Annotated in this window: 12 protein-coding genes, 1 tRNA gene and 2 pseudogenes; 6 read left to right on the top strand and 9 right to left on the bottom strand. The window is 36.9% G+C overall.

Annotation, left to right across the window (positions count from 1 at the left end):
• Positions 1 to 415: 415 nt before the first annotated feature.
• The 4 genes and pseudogenes from AYT27_RS06165 to AYT27_RS06155 all read right to left on the bottom strand — a co-directional run.
• A pseudogene (locus AYT27_RS06165) lies at positions 416 to 2289 on the bottom strand (autotransporter outer membrane beta-barrel domain-containing protein); the annotation flags it as partial.
• 424 nt (positions 2290 to 2713) lie between these two features.
• Positions 2714 to 2875: a hypothetical protein gene (locus AYT27_RS08805; protein ID WP_155245596.1), complete on the bottom strand. Its 162-nt coding sequence runs from the start codon at positions 2873 to 2875 to the stop codon at positions 2714 to 2716.
• Entirely contained in the window at positions 2872 to 3132 is a 261-nt protein-coding gene (locus AYT27_RS06160) for a hypothetical protein (RefSeq protein WP_034447989.1), read from the bottom strand. Before AYT27_RS06160 ends, AYT27_RS08805 begins: the two co-directional genes overlap by 4 nt.
• Positions 3133 to 3653: 521 nt before the next feature.
• Positions 3654 to 3730: transfer RNA gene (locus AYT27_RS06155), tRNA-Met, on the bottom strand.
• A gap of 165 nt (positions 3731 to 3895) precedes the next feature.
• Here AYT27_RS06155 and AYT27_RS06150 point away from each other — a divergent pair.
• Positions 3896 to 4852 carry a Gfo/Idh/MocA family protein gene (locus tag AYT27_RS06150; RefSeq protein ID WP_011181046.1) on the top strand — a complete coding sequence of 319 codons (957 nt, stop codon included), beginning with the start codon at positions 3896 to 3898 and terminating at the stop codon, positions 4850 to 4852.
• A 49-nt stretch (positions 4853 to 4901) separates the two neighbouring features.
• On the top strand, positions 4902 to 6020 hold the full coding sequence (locus tag AYT27_RS06145) for a DegT/DnrJ/EryC1/StrS family aminotransferase (RefSeq protein WP_011181045.1): 1119 nt from the start codon (positions 4902 to 4904) through the stop codon (positions 6018 to 6020).
• Between the two features lie 244 nt (positions 6021 to 6264).
• On the opposite strand, the gene AYT27_RS06140 is transcribed toward AYT27_RS06145, so the two are convergent.
• Positions 6265 to 6945 (bottom strand): hypothetical protein, encoded by a 681-nt coding sequence (locus AYT27_RS06140; protein WP_011181044.1) that lies wholly within the window; start codon positions 6943 to 6945, stop codon positions 6265 to 6267.
• A gap of 27 nt (positions 6946 to 6972) precedes the next feature.
• A complete protein-coding gene (locus AYT27_RS06135; protein WP_011181043.1) occupies positions 6973 to 7563 on the bottom strand; it encodes a DUF1134 domain-containing protein in 591 nt (196 codons plus the stop codon).
• A 217-nt stretch (positions 7564 to 7780) separates the two neighbouring features.
• Here AYT27_RS06135 and chpT point away from each other — a divergent pair, with 217 nt between their 5' ends.
• On the top strand, positions 7781 to 8419 hold the full coding sequence (chpT, locus tag AYT27_RS06130; RefSeq protein WP_011181042.1) for a histidine phosphotransferase ChpT: 639 nt from the start codon (positions 7781 to 7783) through the stop codon (positions 8417 to 8419).
• Positions 8420 to 9051: 632 nt separating this feature from the next.
• On the opposite strand, the gene ctrA is transcribed toward chpT, so the two are convergent.
• Entirely contained in the window at positions 9052 to 9753 is a 702-nt protein-coding gene (ctrA, locus tag AYT27_RS06125) for a response regulator transcription factor CtrA (RefSeq protein ID WP_011181041.1), read from the bottom strand.
• Between the two features lie 571 nt (positions 9754 to 10324).
• On the opposite strand from ctrA, the gene AYT27_RS06120 reads away from it, so the two are divergent.
• Positions 10325 to 10711, top strand: coding sequence for a hypothetical protein (locus AYT27_RS06120; RefSeq protein ID WP_011181040.1), 387 nt, complete (start codon positions 10325 to 10327; stop codon positions 10709 to 10711).
• A 188-nt stretch (positions 10712 to 10899) separates the two neighbouring features.
• Here the strand turns inward: AYT27_RS06120 and sciP are convergent, their stop codons facing one another.
• Positions 10900 to 11175 carry a CtrA inhibitor SciP gene (gene sciP, locus AYT27_RS06115; protein WP_011181039.1) on the bottom strand — a complete coding sequence of 92 codons (276 nt, stop codon included), beginning with the start codon at positions 11173 to 11175 and terminating at the stop codon, positions 10900 to 10902.
• A gap of 368 nt (positions 11176 to 11543) precedes the next feature.
• On the opposite strand from sciP, the gene mnmA reads away from it, so the two are divergent.
• On the top strand, positions 11544 to 12773 hold the full coding sequence (mnmA, locus tag AYT27_RS06110; RefSeq protein WP_011181038.1) for a tRNA 2-thiouridine(34) synthase MnmA: 1230 nt from the start codon (positions 11544 to 11546) through the stop codon (positions 12771 to 12773).
• 48 nt (positions 12774 to 12821) lie between these two features.
• Here mnmA and AYT27_RS06105 read toward each other — a convergent pair.
• Positions 12822 to 13643: pseudogene (locus AYT27_RS06105) on the bottom strand (TrmH family RNA methyltransferase).
• 770 nt (positions 13644 to 14413) lie between these two features.
• On the opposite strand from AYT27_RS06105, the gene AYT27_RS06100 reads away from it, so the two are divergent.
• The gene (locus AYT27_RS06100) at positions 14414 to 15322 is read left to right on the top strand and encodes a cation diffusion facilitator family transporter (RefSeq protein WP_011181037.1); all 909 of its coding nucleotides are present in this window, start codon (positions 14414 to 14416) and stop codon (positions 15320 to 15322) included.
• The last annotated feature ends 15 nt before the right edge of the window (positions 15323 to 15337 follow it).

The following is a 15337-nucleotide window of genomic DNA, read 5'->3' as shown; positions in this document are numbered from 1 at the left end:
AGGTGTGTAAGACTTTATACATTAAGTATTTTGAGATAACGTGGTAGGTATTTAAGGCATGGCTTGCCCGTAGAGCTTATGAAGTGAATCATACAAATGGTTAACAGTAGAAATCTGCCAAGAGAAGCCGGGTTGTTTACAAACCGGCATTTTTAGGAACCTTTGTTTTTTGAGGTATGAGGAGGAGGTTAGTCACAAATATTGAGCGTGATTGTTTGAAAAATAAAAAGATTTTGTAAGAATCTTTCAATTACAAATGCTCATTATTCAAATTTTTTGGTTGTTTTCTGTTACTCGAAAAGAGAAAATTTCTTTTAATGAAAAAAGACAGATTTTAATACATAAAAGGCAACATCCTATGCTGCCTTTTGTTAAAATAGACGGGCTATTATACGCGTGTTTTTATAGTTTTGTCTTAAAACTGATAGCGTATTCCACCTGAAAAACTCGCTCCCGATATACCGGTTTTTTGAAGCTTTTGTTGATAATTGACATCGCCATGAAGCGAGATATCTGGTGATAATTGCGCACTGATACCAAGCTCGCCTTCAAGGAAAGAGCCCATAGGATCAAGTTTATAGTCTTTATCAATATGGATTGTCTGATCTTCGCCAAAAGTTTTAGTTGCATTTACTTTTCCATAGAAGGAAAAAGAACGTCCATTTTCAGTGGTGGTAACGGTTTTGGTTAAACGCCCACCAACACGGATCATCCATTGATGAGGATTGTTCATATCAACTTTAAAGCCATCAGCATCTGCAAAAGTGTCAAACATATCAAATGTTGATAGGCAAGTTGTGCTTGTGGTTCGAATGTTACCTTTTCCATACCGGTTGCAAATTGTTTGCTAATGGTGGTAGAGATGCTCCATATCTTTGCATTTTTCACTTTTGCGGTTTTGCCAATGATGGCATTGTTGATATCTCCTTTTAGGATTCCATAGAACAACAACGTATCAAGATAGAAACCCCTGTCATCCTGCATACTGCCATAAGCTGTGAGGGACCACTTATCCACCGTGTTCTTACTTACATCTTGCATATCCTTTGGAATGAAGGACAGTTGTCCATAGGTTCCGATAAGGCCGAAATATGTGCTGGTATTTTGCCCTTCTAGCGCTGCGAAGTTAACACCTCCTTGGAGAGCAGTGTAGTGAAGATGAGTACCGCTATAACCATATTGACGAGGAGCACTTTCAGAGGAGAAGTTTCCTGTACTTCCATAGGTGTGTATAAGAAGAAACCGCTCTGTTTTTCTTGCTCTTTTCCCAAGAGAGATATTCTTCTATTGGCTAATAGCACATTCTGTTTAGCCATATCGGTCAATCCTGTATAGAAGAGGGCATTTGGCATAACAAAATAGCTTGCCATTTGTAGTGCAATGGCATGCACATGTAATCCAGGACTGGGGTTAGGACCAGGATTAGAGCCAGAGTTTGGATTAGAATTAAGAAATTCAGGTTGCAAACTGAAATTCCAGAAATTTTCATCATTGTTATCAAACAGGTTTTGTTCAATATTGGCTTTGCCATGGCTTGATTCTGGTCCATAGGCATGTAGCCATATACTTATCAGGTGATCCATTGATTGTGGTATAATCATTTACCAATTTGAAGGAGTCTTCTTCGGCTTTTCCAGAAACTTGAATCAATGAAATGCCGCGTGTATTTAAAGGATCAGAGGTATTTACAACACTATTTTTATCTCTGAAATCGCTTTTGATATAAACTGTTGTGGAACCTTTTAAATCTCCATGGATGAGAAGACAATCAGTTTTTTGATTGGCTATTGGCTTATCATCATTCCATGCAGTGTTGAAATAAATTTTTGCATCCCCAGAGGCATTATAAACTGCTGTGGTGTTTGGCTTTCCAGAGCCTATATGCAATGTTTGATAATGATCCTCTGTTGGTGAATCAAAAATAATAGAGCTGTTATTGAGATTAAGTACAGACACTTCAGAGTGTGCTCTTTGAGCAATATCAAGCAAATTGCCATCATCATCTTTTTCCTGTTTATTGATTTTCAACGTCTATATTGTATTATTTTTTAGATCAAAGCTTGTTCTACCGTTTTCATCATTTCTTACACCGCCTTGTAAGATAGAATGGTCTGTGGTTAAAATAAAAGTTCCATCAGGCTCTGTCTTCTGCATTGCGTTTTTGAATAACGTATCAGCAAGGATTTTTGAGTTTTTGAGATTAACTTTACCGATTGATTGATTTGTATTTATTCCAATACCATTTTTAACAAGCAACTTCGTATCCGTTAAATTAATTTCTGAGGTTTTATCGTTTTTGAGATGCTTTAAATTTTATGCTGCTGTTCTTTGTTATTACCGATGTGTTTATTGTATCAATCTGTCCACCATCTTCTAAAACAAAAGTAGACTCGTTTGGCAATGATTGTTCATCCTGTCATTGTAATTTTGGATTGAAAACCGCTTACGTATAGCCTATCACCTGGTTCCCCATTTTTTATTATATCATCCTTGAATGATGTTATTTTAACATCGTCTTTTAAAATAATAGTGCTACCATTTTTTGCCCATATTTTTCCTCCAAAGAAACCACCCGAAACTGTTGTTTCAGAATGATACTTTGCTTCTATGCTACTTTATGCCTCTGTAACAGTTACATTTTTCAAAGTGAGTTTACTTTTTTCATAAGTAGTTATTGCGCGTATTAGTATGTCATCAGCTTCAGAATTCGTTATTATGACATTTTTAGCTTATTTTCATCGCTGTCATTACCAGATAGGCTAACGGCGTTTGAATAAACGTTGATAGAGCCTCCTGTCATTTTAAATGTACCGCCGTTGCTTACCATAATACCGTATCCATAGAAAGGTTCAGTTCCAATTGGGGCACCAATCATGGTATCTTCCAATAATTCAATAGAACTGTTGGTTTTTTCGTCATGATAATGGTTGCAAAATATGATTCTCCTTCTGGAGCAGCAATACTGCCTAGCCTTAAATGCTTGCCAATGATTTTTCCACCCTTTGTTGCCAGAAGATTATCGTAGTTTTTGTTTGATATCTTTTTTCTATTTCCATCAGAAACTTTAAGAACTTTCGCATGTGCATTGAGATGAGTTCCGAAAAATACGATTGCTACAGCTGTTGTACGCAATAGAAGGAATTTTTTATCATCAGTATTTTTCTTTGCTTAAATTATAACTTTCATTTTCTATAGCTTTTTATATAATATAATAAATAAAATAAAGATAAATTATTTTTAATTTTTATATTTATTAAAATGAATTATTTATTATACTATGAAATATTATTAAATTAAATTTAAAAATAATTTATTTATATTAATTATTGTTTTGAATTGACATTAATGGTCTTATGCTTATAGAGAAAATAATGAGGAATTCTCTGAAAAGAAAAGATAACATGCTTTTAAAGAGTATATGAGTCCTTATATACTCTACAATTGTATCTGTTTTAAAAAAGATTTTGGTTACTGCCATTTTAGAAACAGTGAAGGGATAGATTTTAAAGAAGCTTTTATCAAAAATACAAAAACTTTAGAAATTTAAAGAAAAGCTTGGTAGCTCTGTAGCTCTTTTAAAGCTTTAAATGAAAAATCGTTATAATCGATACAAGCTAAAAAGGTATAAAATTCCCCAACAATTATGAAGAAAATGGTAGCGGAGGAGGGATTTGAACCCCCGACACAAGGATTATGATTCCTCTGCTCTAACCTACTGAGCTACTCCGCCAAATAAAAATATGATTGTAATTTATTTCATCTTCTGCGGATATAAGAGGTAGAATAGTCAGATGTCAAGCATCGTTTTTAAGCTTTTCTCTTGTCATTCTATTTTATCATCGATATGGAGTATAGAGAAGTATAATTTATATGATGAGTAGGGTAAGGCATAAAAATGGTGCCACGTATAGCGGTTTTAGGGTGCGGTCATTGGGGTGGAAATCATATACGGACACTCCAAAGTCTTAGAGCTTTAGCAGCAGTTTCTGATGTTGATAGTGATCGTGCTGCAAGTTTTGCAAGTCTTTATGGCGTTGATGCTGTGGCGCCTGATGATCTTTTTACTCGTAGAGATATTGATGCGTTGGTATTAGCTCTGCCTCCACAATTTCATACAGAAAATGTGTTGCGTGCTGTAAAAAATGGTAAAGATGTTCTCGTTGAAAAACCAATTGCTTTGGATGTTGTTGATGCTGAATGTCAAGTTCAGGCGGCTAGAGAATACGGACGGATTCTTATGGTGGGCCATATTTTGCGCTTTCATCCTGCTTTTGAAAAAATATCTGAATTAGTGGAAAATGGAGAACTGGGAGATGTGTGTTATATTTATTCTCATCGATTAGGTTTTGGAAAATTTCATACACAAAGCGATGCTTTATGGGATCTTGCTCCTCATGATCTTTCAATGATTTTGGCTTTGACAGGATGTGAACCTTCTGAAGTTCGTGGAGAGGGGGCTGCTGTAATTGATCAGTGTTCTGATTTCGCTCATATTCATATGGCTTTTCCAAATGGTATCCGTAGTCATCTTTTTGCTTCACGCCTTAGCCCCTATCGTGAAAGGCGTTTAATGGTTGTTGGGACAAAGGCTATGCTCGTTTTTGATGATATGGAACCGTGGAGTCGTAAAGTGGCATTTCATCCTTTTGCCGTTTGGAAGGAGAATCAAGAGTGGGCTTTTAGCACTGATGAGCTGAGTTATATTAATATTTATGAAGATTTACCGCTTACTTGCGAATTAAAGCATTTTCTTCATTGTATTGAAACGCGTCAATCGCCTCGTACAAATGGCGATGATGCTCTTGCTATTTTACGGATTTTAACTGCTGCTGGTGTCAATTATCAGAAATAAAAGAGATTAGTAGCACTTTTATATTTTTGTCATTATCAATGGAGTTAATATGCAATTTATCGACCTTGGGGCGCAGCGTGCGCGCATTGAAGATAAAGTGAATGCTGCAATTGCGCATGTGGTTGCCAGTGGTCAATACATTTTGGGGCCAAAAGTAACAGAATTTGAAGAGCAATTGGCAGATTATCTTGGCGTTAAACATGTAATTGCCTGTGCCAATGGAACGGATGCCTTGAAGATGCCTCTTATGGCTAAAAATATTGGGCCAGGTGATGCTGTTTTTTGTCCTAGCTTCACGTTTTCGGCAACTGCGGAAGTGGTTGCTTTGGTGGGAGCAGAACCTGTTTTTGTTGATGTTGTGTCTGATACATTTAATATCGACGTTGATAAACTTTGTGAAGCAATTGAGATGATTAAAAAAGAGGGACGTCTCAAACCAAAAGCAATTATTGCTGTGGATTTGTTCGGGCTTCCTGCCGATTATGCGCAAATTGCTCAAGTGGCTGCAAAGGAAAATCTTTTTGTGATTGAAGATGCTGCTCAATCAATGGGGGGAAGAAGCGGTAGTATTATGTGCGGAGCTTTTGGTGATGTGGCTGCGACAAGTTTTTATCCTGCAAAACCATTAGGGTGTTATGGCGATGGAGGCGCTATGATGACCAGTGATGATGATTTAGCAGCGCTTTTACGTTCTATCCTGTTTCATGGAAAAGGTGAAACGCAATATGACAATGTGCGTATCGGTTTGAATTCACGCTTGGATACAATTCAAGCTGCAATCTTGCTAGAAAAGTTCGTTATATTTGAAGAGGAGATGGAAAAGCGTGTTGCGATTGCGCAATATTATGCCAATAATTTAAGAGATATTGTTACAGTTCCAGAAGTGGCAGAAGATGCTCGTTGTGCCTATGCACAATACACTCTTAAAGTGAAAAACCGCGATAGATTACAAGACTATTTACAGAAAAATTCTATTCCTACAATGGTTTATTATAAAACTCCTTTGCATCAACAGCCAGCTTATAAACACTTTCCTTATGTCAACGGTTCTCTTTCTGTTTCTGAATCTCTGAGAGATTGTGTTCTCAGTTTACCAATGCATCCTTATTTGACAAAAAATGATCAGGATATGATTATCCAGAAAATAAGAGATTTTTACCATTCTTGAAAGAATGCTTTTACTTTTCAAGCTATTTAAGAGCAGGCTTTGATTGGGGGGATATCTTTGAAGGTGTTTTAGAAAAGTAGTAACTTAAAAAACAAAGTTACAAATTACATGAAGCACTTTTCTTTAATCAACAAAGCGCATATTTAATAGCTTCTTTGTTTCTTTCTCTTAATACGAAAACAAATTCTTTGTAATTATGAAAGATGAAGTTAATATGAGCACTCATTGATGCAGAAAATTATACTCAGTCGTTTTTAAAAGACAGCTCATGTAAGGGATGTGTTTTTTTAGAGGTTATTTTTTTGCGAATACGTGACGCTAGGTCGTCTTTGCTTTTAGAATTTTGGATCAATGTGTTTATGGGTGAATCTTCTCTTTCTTGCAGAGCTATTTGAGCAGCTAATGTTGCCGCTAATTCTTTTGTTTCTTCGCGTAGTTTATCCAGGAGTTTATGGTGACAAGTAGCGTCATTATCGATTTGAATTTCTTGTAAAAGTTGCTGATAATATGCAATTTTTTCACGCATGGTTTTGATCTCCATTAGGAAAGTGTTTTTTGTAAGAGCACTGTTTTCATTCTTTATTGCGATAGTTTCTTTTTCATGAGAGGAATAAGACGTATCTTGTGTGGGGAAATGCAATTGATACAGCTGTTCTATTACTTGACTGAGTTGTATTTTTTGTTGGGCGTATTTTTTTTGTAAAGATTCGTATTTTTGTTCATTTTGCGCTAGTTCTACAGCATGTTGTGCACAAAGAAAATCGTAGTTTGCTTGTATTTCATTCAAGGATAATGGAATTTGTGCAGAAACAACTTTATGCGCAAAGTGGAGCGCTCTGCGCCAAATAAGAGGGGAAAGAAGTATTAACAACCAAGAAGTTGCGGCAACGCCAAGAATAAAAAAAAGAAGTGATTGGATAAACATGCATCCCCTTTTTAATTGAAAGTCCATTTAAAATGGATTCCATGTTGGTTTAGGTGTTAATTTTAAATATCCTATATTGATACCAAGACGTGCGCCAATCCCTGTACGTATTGGGACTAATAAAACATTCTGGCGTTTCAGGACGTGAAAACCAACACCTGCTATTAAATAGGCCGAACCTGAAATACCGCCATAGCGTCCCCATAAATTATTTACGTTATTAAGATCATAAACTAAGATCATTAAACGAGAACCTTGTCCACCAAAATCCCATCCTACAGAGGGTCCTTGCCAAAAAACTTTATGCTGACCGTAGATTTTGGTAAAAAGCTTTCCTTCGCCGTAGGTTAATCCAGCAAAAAAGGCGCCAGAAGCTTCTTCACCTAAAATATAGGCATTTGGATAACCGTATTGCGAAAAGATATTTTGAATTGCTACTGCTATACCGCTAGTAGTTTTTCCAAAAAAAATATGACCGGAATCAATAATTTCTTGCAGCGAATAATGGGGTTCTTTTTGTTCTATTGATTGAGCATATACAGTATTTATTGTGATGAATAAAAGGAACATCGCAGATACAATGTTTTTGTAGCAGCGTGTTAGGAGAGAGAAAGCCATAGAAATTTTCCCTTTTATTTAGTTACAAACAAAAAGATAATATTAGCATTTTTATTCGATTCAAATAAAAAATAATACGTAAGGTTGTTTAAATTCTTGAATTTGTTTCTAAAAACCATTTAGCGTGATTGTTAAAGTTTCTATATGTATGCATTGGATGTTAAGAGTTTTCTTTTAAAAAAGAGCTTGTTTTTAAATTTAGGAGTTCTCAATCATTATGACGCTAGCTGTTTCTTTGGAGTCTACCGATTTGGCTGCTTTACTTTGTAGCCGTATTTGCCATGATTTGATTTCACCTGTTGGTGCTATTCAAAATGCTATGGAGCTCTATGATGAAGGAGGAGCTGAAGAAGATGCTTTGCAATTGGTGCGTTGGTCTGTTGCAAGCGCTTCTGCACGTCTTCAATTTGCCCGATTGGCTTTTGGTTTTGCAGGAACGAGTAGAGGACAAATAGATACACGTTCCGTTGAACAGGTTGCTCAACAATATATGAAGGAAGAAAAAGCAACTTTAAAATGGCAAATTCCTGCTTTGCTTTTACCCAAAAATGAAGTCAAACTTTTGCTTAATTTGTTATTAATTGCAAATGCAACAGTTTCGCGTGGGGGTGAAATCGTTGTTATGATTGTGCAGGGTGAGAATCAACATTCTTTTCGGTTTGAGATTTGCGGTAAAACTCTCCGTATTCCTTCTCATTTTATTGCGCTATATAATGGGGAAATTCAAGAAGAATTTATCGATGCACATGTTATCCAGTTTTATTACACAATGTTACTCGCTCAGATGACAGGTATGAAAATAAATATCAATGAAACTGACAGTTGTGTTATTTTGGAAAGTACGAAGAGACTTTGATAAAATATAAGCACTTAAAATATGCTGGGAAAGAGAGCTTAGATTGTTTCCGTGAGTGATAAGATTATATTCGCAAACAGGAAGGGTGGGGACTTTTAAAGGAAACGCATTGATTTATAAAAATAATTTAGCGTTATTAAACTTGAATAAGAGCTTCGAATATCGTCAGATTTTCTCATTTCAAGTCCTCTTATGGTAAATCAATCAAAACCATTCGTTTGCATATCACAAGTGGGGTTGCCATGTGGATAAAAACACTTCAAGAAAGGATTAAAAATGTCTCTTATGAACCGCTTGAATGCAAGAGCTGTCGTATATTTTGAGCTGCAAAGAGAATGAGGATGCTGGTTTATAGTTTCATAAGCTAAAGATGGTGGGCACAATGAATTTTACGTCATATCCTTCACGTGCGTTGTTATGAAATGGGTGTGGTATGTTGAGAGATGTCTCTTTAAAAAAAACCGTGAATTTGCAACACAATAGCATTTTTATTTGTGTAATGGGCATGTCCGCATTAAAGTTTTAACTGTTCTTTCTATACAAGAGGTTTTTTTGTGCCCGAGTCTTTTACTGTAACAGAGAAAAACCTCGGCCCGCTACACCCCGAGATTTTACAATGTGCATTTCACTGTTTAAGCGGTTTTACGTACGTTCTCTTCAACTGGATCACGTAACACATAACCACGTCCCCAAACTGTATCAATGTAGTTTATGTTAGAAGACACTGCTTCCAATTTCTTGCGCAGTTTACAGATAAAGACATCGATAATTTTAAGCTCTGGTTCATCCATTCCACCGTAGAGATGATTGAGAAACATTTCTTTCGTCAATGTGGTCCCTTTGCGCAAAGAAAGAAGCTCTAGCATTTGATACTCTTTACCAGTTAAATGGACGGGATGTCCAGCAACTTCGACTGTTTTGGCATCAAGGTTAACAATGAGATCGCCGGTAACAATAACCGATTGCGCATGGCCTTTAGAGCGACGAACAACCGCATGAATACGTGCAATGAGCTCATCCTTATGGAAAGGCTTCGTCATATAATCATCCGCACCAAAGCCAAAGCCACGGACCTTGTCTTCAATGGCATTCATGCCCGAAAGAATGAGAACAGGAGTTTTTATTTTTGCTAATCTTAGGGTTCGCAAGACATCATAGCCTGACATATCAGGAAGATTCAGATCAAGCAAAATGATATCGTAATCATAAAGCTTACCTAAATCGACACCTTCTTCACCTAGATCAGTGATATAGACATTAAAATTTGCTGATTTTAGCATTAACTCAATGCTTTGAGTCATTGCTTTATCATCTTCAATTAATAATACGCGCATTTTAGATCCCTCACTTTGTTCCTCCCGAATCAAGAGGAACATCTCTATTTTATAACAGCTGGTAAAATCACAGCTGATAAAAAATAACTCATAACATCAAATGCTTATAATAAAAGCATTTATGAATATTTCAGTAGTACGCGTAACAATCACCACTGAATTCCCCACTATCTATCATAGTGGTTAACAAAATATTTTTATTTTTAAAAGAGGTTAACAAAATTATTTTAGAAAAATCGTATATTTTTTCACTGAATAAAAAAGAAAATGTTTTTTGCTAAATTTAACTTTAAAAAAGTTCGGTAAAAGACGATTTTAAATTACTTTTTTACAATTTCAGTATTTATTTACTGAGCTTTAAATCTCTGCATTTTATAGTGGAGGCGAAAAGTAAAAAAATGGTTGTTGCTTTTTAAAGCAGGGTGTGTTCGCAAATGCTTTAAGGAGGAGCAGAAACTAGAGTTTCAAGTTTTAAAAATGGACTTTTTTCGTCAGAAAGAGTGTAACTAAAAATTATACGTTAAGGGTGCGAATACAAGTTTTGGGTTGGCGCAAACAAGGAGTAGTGAGTATGAAGCCACGGGAAAGTATGGTGCGATTGAAGATGTTTCAAGTGCGTGGGAAACGCCGTGAAATCGCACAGCTTGAGATGATGATCGCAGAATTTGAGCGAATGGTGTTAGAGTTGGAAGCACAAATTGTTCATGAAGAATGTAAATCTGGAAACAGTGACGTTCACCATTTTGCTTATTCTGCTTTGGCTCGTGCGGCGCGGCAAAGGCGCGATAATCTTATAAATTCGATTCGTGATTTGCAGCTTCAGAAAACAAATGCTGAAATTGCTCTCCATGAAGTCACTACAGAGTTACAACGTGCACAACTTTTGGAGGCACGGGAAAATGGCGGTGTAGCAGGTGAGAAGGATATCTTCATGCAATCTCGTTCGATGACTGGATAATCTTAAAACGTTCAGGAGAAAAATAGAAAACTTTACTTAAGTATGTTGCTCCTTTTCTAAAATGAAAATGTCGTTTGAAGGTCAATTCTTTGAGAGATTTGTCTGCTGAAAGAAAAAAATAGCCAAACTTGATAATTAATTTGGCTATTTTATATTTTAATAGTATTTTGAAGCCAGCTTCATGACAATTAATGTCTGTAGTGTTGAATTCTAGTTATCCGTAATCCAGCTAAGCCGTGTTCATCGATTAAACTCTGCCACGAAAGAAATTCTTCTACGGTCAAAGTATAGCGTTGACACGCCTCATCAAGACTTAACAATCCACCTCTGACAGCCGCAACAACTTCAGCTTTGCGACGGATCACCCACCGCCTTGTTGTTTTTGGCGGTAGGTCGGCGATTGTGAGTGGACTTCCATCTGGCCCAATAACATATTTCATTTGTGTTTTTATCAAGTTTGTCATTTTATCGTCTACTTTTGTCAAAGACTTGATTCGGTTATAAAACATGAAATTTAAAAAAGAGCTAAACGTGTTGAAAGAAAAAATTAATAAAATAATCTAAAACGTAAAAATATGGCTCAAAGTGAAAAGAGGCAAAGAGCTTATTGCGATGTTTTCGTTGGATTTTTAAAAAGAGCAAAAGGGATTTTTATTATGTCTTATTTTGGTTGCACTTTTTTCATTTTCAGCCGCTTTAAAAAAGCTGATGCTATTTGGTTGTGAAAAGGGTAAAAAAACAATATAAAACGACAGTGAATAGCATAAAAATAGCAAACGACGTGCATAAGAATATGAATGCATAGGGTGCACATTAAATAGAGAATGAAGAGATGTTTTTAAACAGTCTTGATTTGCCGGGACAACCTGAGAATTCGCGTATTGTTGTAGCAATGTCAGGGGGGGTTGATTCATCGGTTGTTGCAGGTCTTTTGAAAAAGGAAGGCTATGATGTTATTGGAATTACGTTACAGCTTTATGATCATGGTGCTGCAACACATCGAGTGGGGGCATGTTGTGCTGGACAAGATATTGAAGATGCGCGCTGCGTAGCAGAAACATTGGGGATACCTCATTATGTTCTTGATTATGAAGAGCGATTTCGTGAAGCTGTGATTGATCCTTTTGCAGCAAGTTATGCACACGGGGAGACTCCTGTGCCTTGTATAGCGTGTAATCAGACTGTTAAATTTGCTGATCTCTTAGCAACTGCGCGTGAATTAGATGCAGATGCTTTGGCAACGGGCCATTATATTCGTTCCCGTTCTCATGGCGCGCATCGAGCGCTCTTTCGTCCTCTCGATAGCGATCGCGATCAGAGTTATTTTCTTTTCGCAACAACACAAGAACAGATTGATTATTTGCGTTTTCCACTTGGTGACCTTCCCAAAGCACGTGTTCGTGAAATGGCGACAGAAATGGGCTTTGTTGTGGCCAATAAGCATGACAGTCAAGATATTTGTTTTGTTCCGCAAGGAAAATATTCTGATATTATTACAAAGCTGCGTCCAGAAGCTGTCAATCCGGGGGTTATTGTGCATGTCGATGGACAAGTTTTAGGCAAACATTCGGGAATTGTTCATTATACTGTTGGACAACGTCGTGGCATTGGTGTTGCAACCGGTGAAGCGCTTTATGTGGTTTATCTCGATGTGGAAAATGCACGTGTCATTGTTGGTCCGCGTGAAATGTTGGAAACACATAAGCTTTTTTTGCGTGATGTGAATTGGCTTGGTGATGAACGGTTGGATAATTTCCCTCCCGATGGTATTGAGATGGCTGTAAAGGTTCGTTCAACGCGTCCTCCACATCTTGCTCGTTTACATTATCAAGAGGGTGTTTTTTCTGTTGACTTTTTAGAGTGCGAAAATAGTGTTGCACCAGGGCAAGCTTGTGTTTTTTATGATGGAAATTCTGATGGAGCACGTGTTCTTGGGGGTGGGTTTGTAACCCATTCAGAACGTGCTGCTGAAACTGAAATGATGTTGAAACGTGTTTTGTGCAATTTGGAAACAACATCTGCTGTGGCTTCCGAATTTAAAACAAAAGTCTCTTATACATAAGAATGATAGACATCATAGGATTTTTTACAACTTAAAATATTATCCTTTTTAGCAGAGTTTATCAAGATCGCTAAAATGGGTGAGTGCAATACCTGATGCTGTGGCAACATTCAGACTGTCGAAGCCGTCAACCATAGGAATCCGTAAAGCATCTGATTTTTCTAGTATATCAGTTGACAGTCCATCACCTTCTGTTCCTAAAATAAGCGCTATCCTTTTTGTTATTTTTGCTTGCTTGAGAGTGCTATGGGGCAGAAGGGGAAAGGGCATAAAGATGAAAATCTGCATCATTAAGAGCTGCTATAATGTCATTTATATCAGCACCTTGCGTATAGGTAGGGTACCTTTAGAGCAGCGCCAGCAGAAACTCTGATTGATTTCCGGTAAAGCAGATCGCATGAGGTTTTGTCAACGATAATGCCATTGACTAACAAAGGCGGCTGCGTTGCGAAAAATGGCGCCCATATTGTCATGATTAGAGATACTACATAAAACCAGAATCAGAGCTTCTTTCGGAAAATCATGTAAAAATTTTTCCAGCGATGGTGGTGTTTTGCGTTCACCGATACCGAGTATTCCACGGTGAACATGAAAACCTGCAATATCATCCATAATTTTTTGTGGAACCTGGTAAATGGGACAGGTTGGCTGGGTTGCTTCTAAAAGGGGCATAACTCCTGGAAGGCGTTCTCTCACCATGAACAAGGACAGAGTAGGGAATTCTTTTGAATGCAGCAATGTGGATAAGATGACTTTACCTTCAGCAATAAATTTGTGTTGCCGTCCAACAAAATCTTTTTCACGAATGTTGCGATAATCTTTTAGACGGAGATCATCAGTTTCGTAAATTGTTGTGATATTTAAATGCATATGGGGTTTTAACGTTTTTTTCTCAATTATCAGAGATTAAATATTTGTTTTATTTTGAAGCGAAAGACAAAAAAATTTCATTATTTTAAAACTTATAGTAGAATCTATGTTGACAAAATACAACTATAGGTATAGTATAAAAATACCGAGTGCGGCACAATGTAGTGTTTTCGTGTCGGGTGCAGAGTTTTGGGTCCCCGCTATTTCCTAAGCTCTGTATACCCTTAATTCCTAAGGGAAAAGAATCTGGGTCCCCAATGCCCAGATTCTTTTTAGGGAATAATCATTTTTCTTTCCTGAATAGTTTTTTTCAGGGTGTTTTAGCGTACATGGTGTTTTTTGAGGCATTCTAAGAACGAGGTTACTGGTGAATGGTCAGGGGCCTTTGGGTCTGTACACAATTATATTGATTGGTTTGGTGCTCATAAAAAAATTGATAAAATAACTGTATAACTATGATGTTAATAGATGATTTTTCAATTATAAGGCAGCAAAATTCTTAGGCAGCTAAAGCGCTATTGATAAGTAAAATGACCTGTCTTTTCTATTGGAGAATTTCTTGTTTCTTTTTTAAGTCATATCCATTTTATTCTGGTTGTTATGTTTAGCGTGTAACAGTGCAGTTTTTGGAAATGGCAATGGTAAGCTATAAGAGGTATTTCTTATATTGTGAAGCTTCCGTGATATTAAGAAATATTGGCGACATATCAAAAATATCATTATACATTTGAAAGTATTATTCCTTATTTTATGAAGAAGAAGGTATGGTTATGGATGTAAAAATCAATATACAGCGCTTAACCTTATACTCTATTTTCGTTGCTTGTATTGTTTTTGCTTTGAAATATTGGGCATATCATATTACTGGTTCGGTTGCTCTTTATTCTGATGCATTGGAATCAATCGTCAATATTCTTGCGACTTTGGCAGCATGGTGGGCTGTTAAAATAAGTATGAAGCCGGCAGATCACGATCATCCTTTTGGACATCATAAAGCGGAATATTTTTCCGCTGTTCTTGAAGGAGTACTGATCATTGTTGCGGCAATTATAATTTTAAGAGAAGCATGGATTGCTCTTTCGAGCGTTAAACTCTTGCAAAAGCCGGGAATGTGGCTTGTTGTTCATTTAGCCTCAAGTGTTATAAATTATCTATGGGGTTTTGTTTTGATTCGGCAGGGAAAAATCCATCGATCACCGGCTCTTAAAGCTGATGGAATGCATTTCATAACAGATGTTTTTACTTCACTTGCCATTTTAATTGGTTTGGTTGCCGGTTTTGTAGGGGGATGGGGGATTTTGGATCCGATTTTAGCGATAATCGTTGCTATTAATATTCTTTTGCAAGGATGGAAGGTGATTAACAGTGCTGTTCAGGGGTTAATGGATGTTGGCGTTGAATTGAATGAAACCATGCGGATTCGTGAGCTTATTTCTGCAAACGCGCATGGTGCACTTGAAGTGCATGACTTGCTTACGCGTGTTGCTGGTAGAGTTACTTTTATAGAGTTTCATTTGGTTGTGCCAGCTGCAATGCCGGTAGGGGAAGCACATCAGATTTGCGATAAAATTGAAGGTGTTCTTCAAGCAGAATTTGATAATGTACGCATTTCTATTCATATAGAGCCTGAAAATGAAGCTAAGTTGCCTCCTGGCACAATAGTTGTTCCTTTTATATAAAGAGATTTTTTCTCA

This window comes from Bartonella henselae str. Houston-1 (assembly GCF_000046705.1).
Classification (GTDB): domain Bacteria; phylum Pseudomonadota; class Alphaproteobacteria; order Rhizobiales; family Rhizobiaceae; genus Bartonella; species Bartonella henselae.
Note: the sequence above shows the minus strand (reverse complement) of the source record. Positions and strands in the feature narration are given on the sequence as shown.

Bases quoted from the DNA above. Each gene is read 5' to 3' on its own strand.
- AYT27_RS08805 (WP_155245596.1), bottom strand. From the start codon at position 2,875: ATGATTGGTGCCCCAATTGGAACTGAACCTTTCTATGGATACGGTATT.
- AYT27_RS06150 (WP_011181046.1), top strand. From the start codon at position 3,896: ATGGTGCCACGTATAGCGGTTTTAGGGTGCGGTCATTGGGGTGGAAAT.
- AYT27_RS06145 (WP_011181045.1), top strand. From the start codon at position 4,902: ATGCAATTTATCGACCTTGGGGCGCAGCGTGCGCGCATTGAAGATAAA.
- AYT27_RS06140 (WP_011181044.1), bottom strand. From the start codon at position 6,945: ATGTTTATCCAATCACTTCTTTTTTTTATTCTTGGCGTTGCCGCAACT.
- AYT27_RS06135 (WP_011181043.1), bottom strand. From the start codon at position 7,563: ATGGCTTTCTCTCTCCTAACACGCTGCTACAAAAACATTGTATCTGCG.
- chpT (WP_011181042.1), top strand. From the start codon at position 7,781: ATGACGCTAGCTGTTTCTTTGGAGTCTACCGATTTGGCTGCTTTACTT.
- ctrA (WP_011181041.1), bottom strand. From the start codon at position 9,753: ATGCGCGTATTATTAATTGAAGATGATAAAGCAATGACTCAAAGCATT.
- AYT27_RS06120 (WP_011181040.1), top strand. From the start codon at position 10,325: ATGAAGCCACGGGAAAGTATGGTGCGATTGAAGATGTTTCAAGTGCGT.
- sciP (WP_011181039.1), bottom strand. From the start codon at position 11,175: ATGACAAACTTGATAAAAACACAAATGAAATATGTTATTGGGCCAGAT.
- mnmA (WP_011181038.1), top strand. From the start codon at position 11,544: ATGTTTTTAAACAGTCTTGATTTGCCGGGACAACCTGAGAATTCGCGT.
- AYT27_RS06100 (WP_011181037.1), top strand. From the start codon at position 14,414: ATGGATGTAAAAATCAATATACAGCGCTTAACCTTATACTCTATTTTC.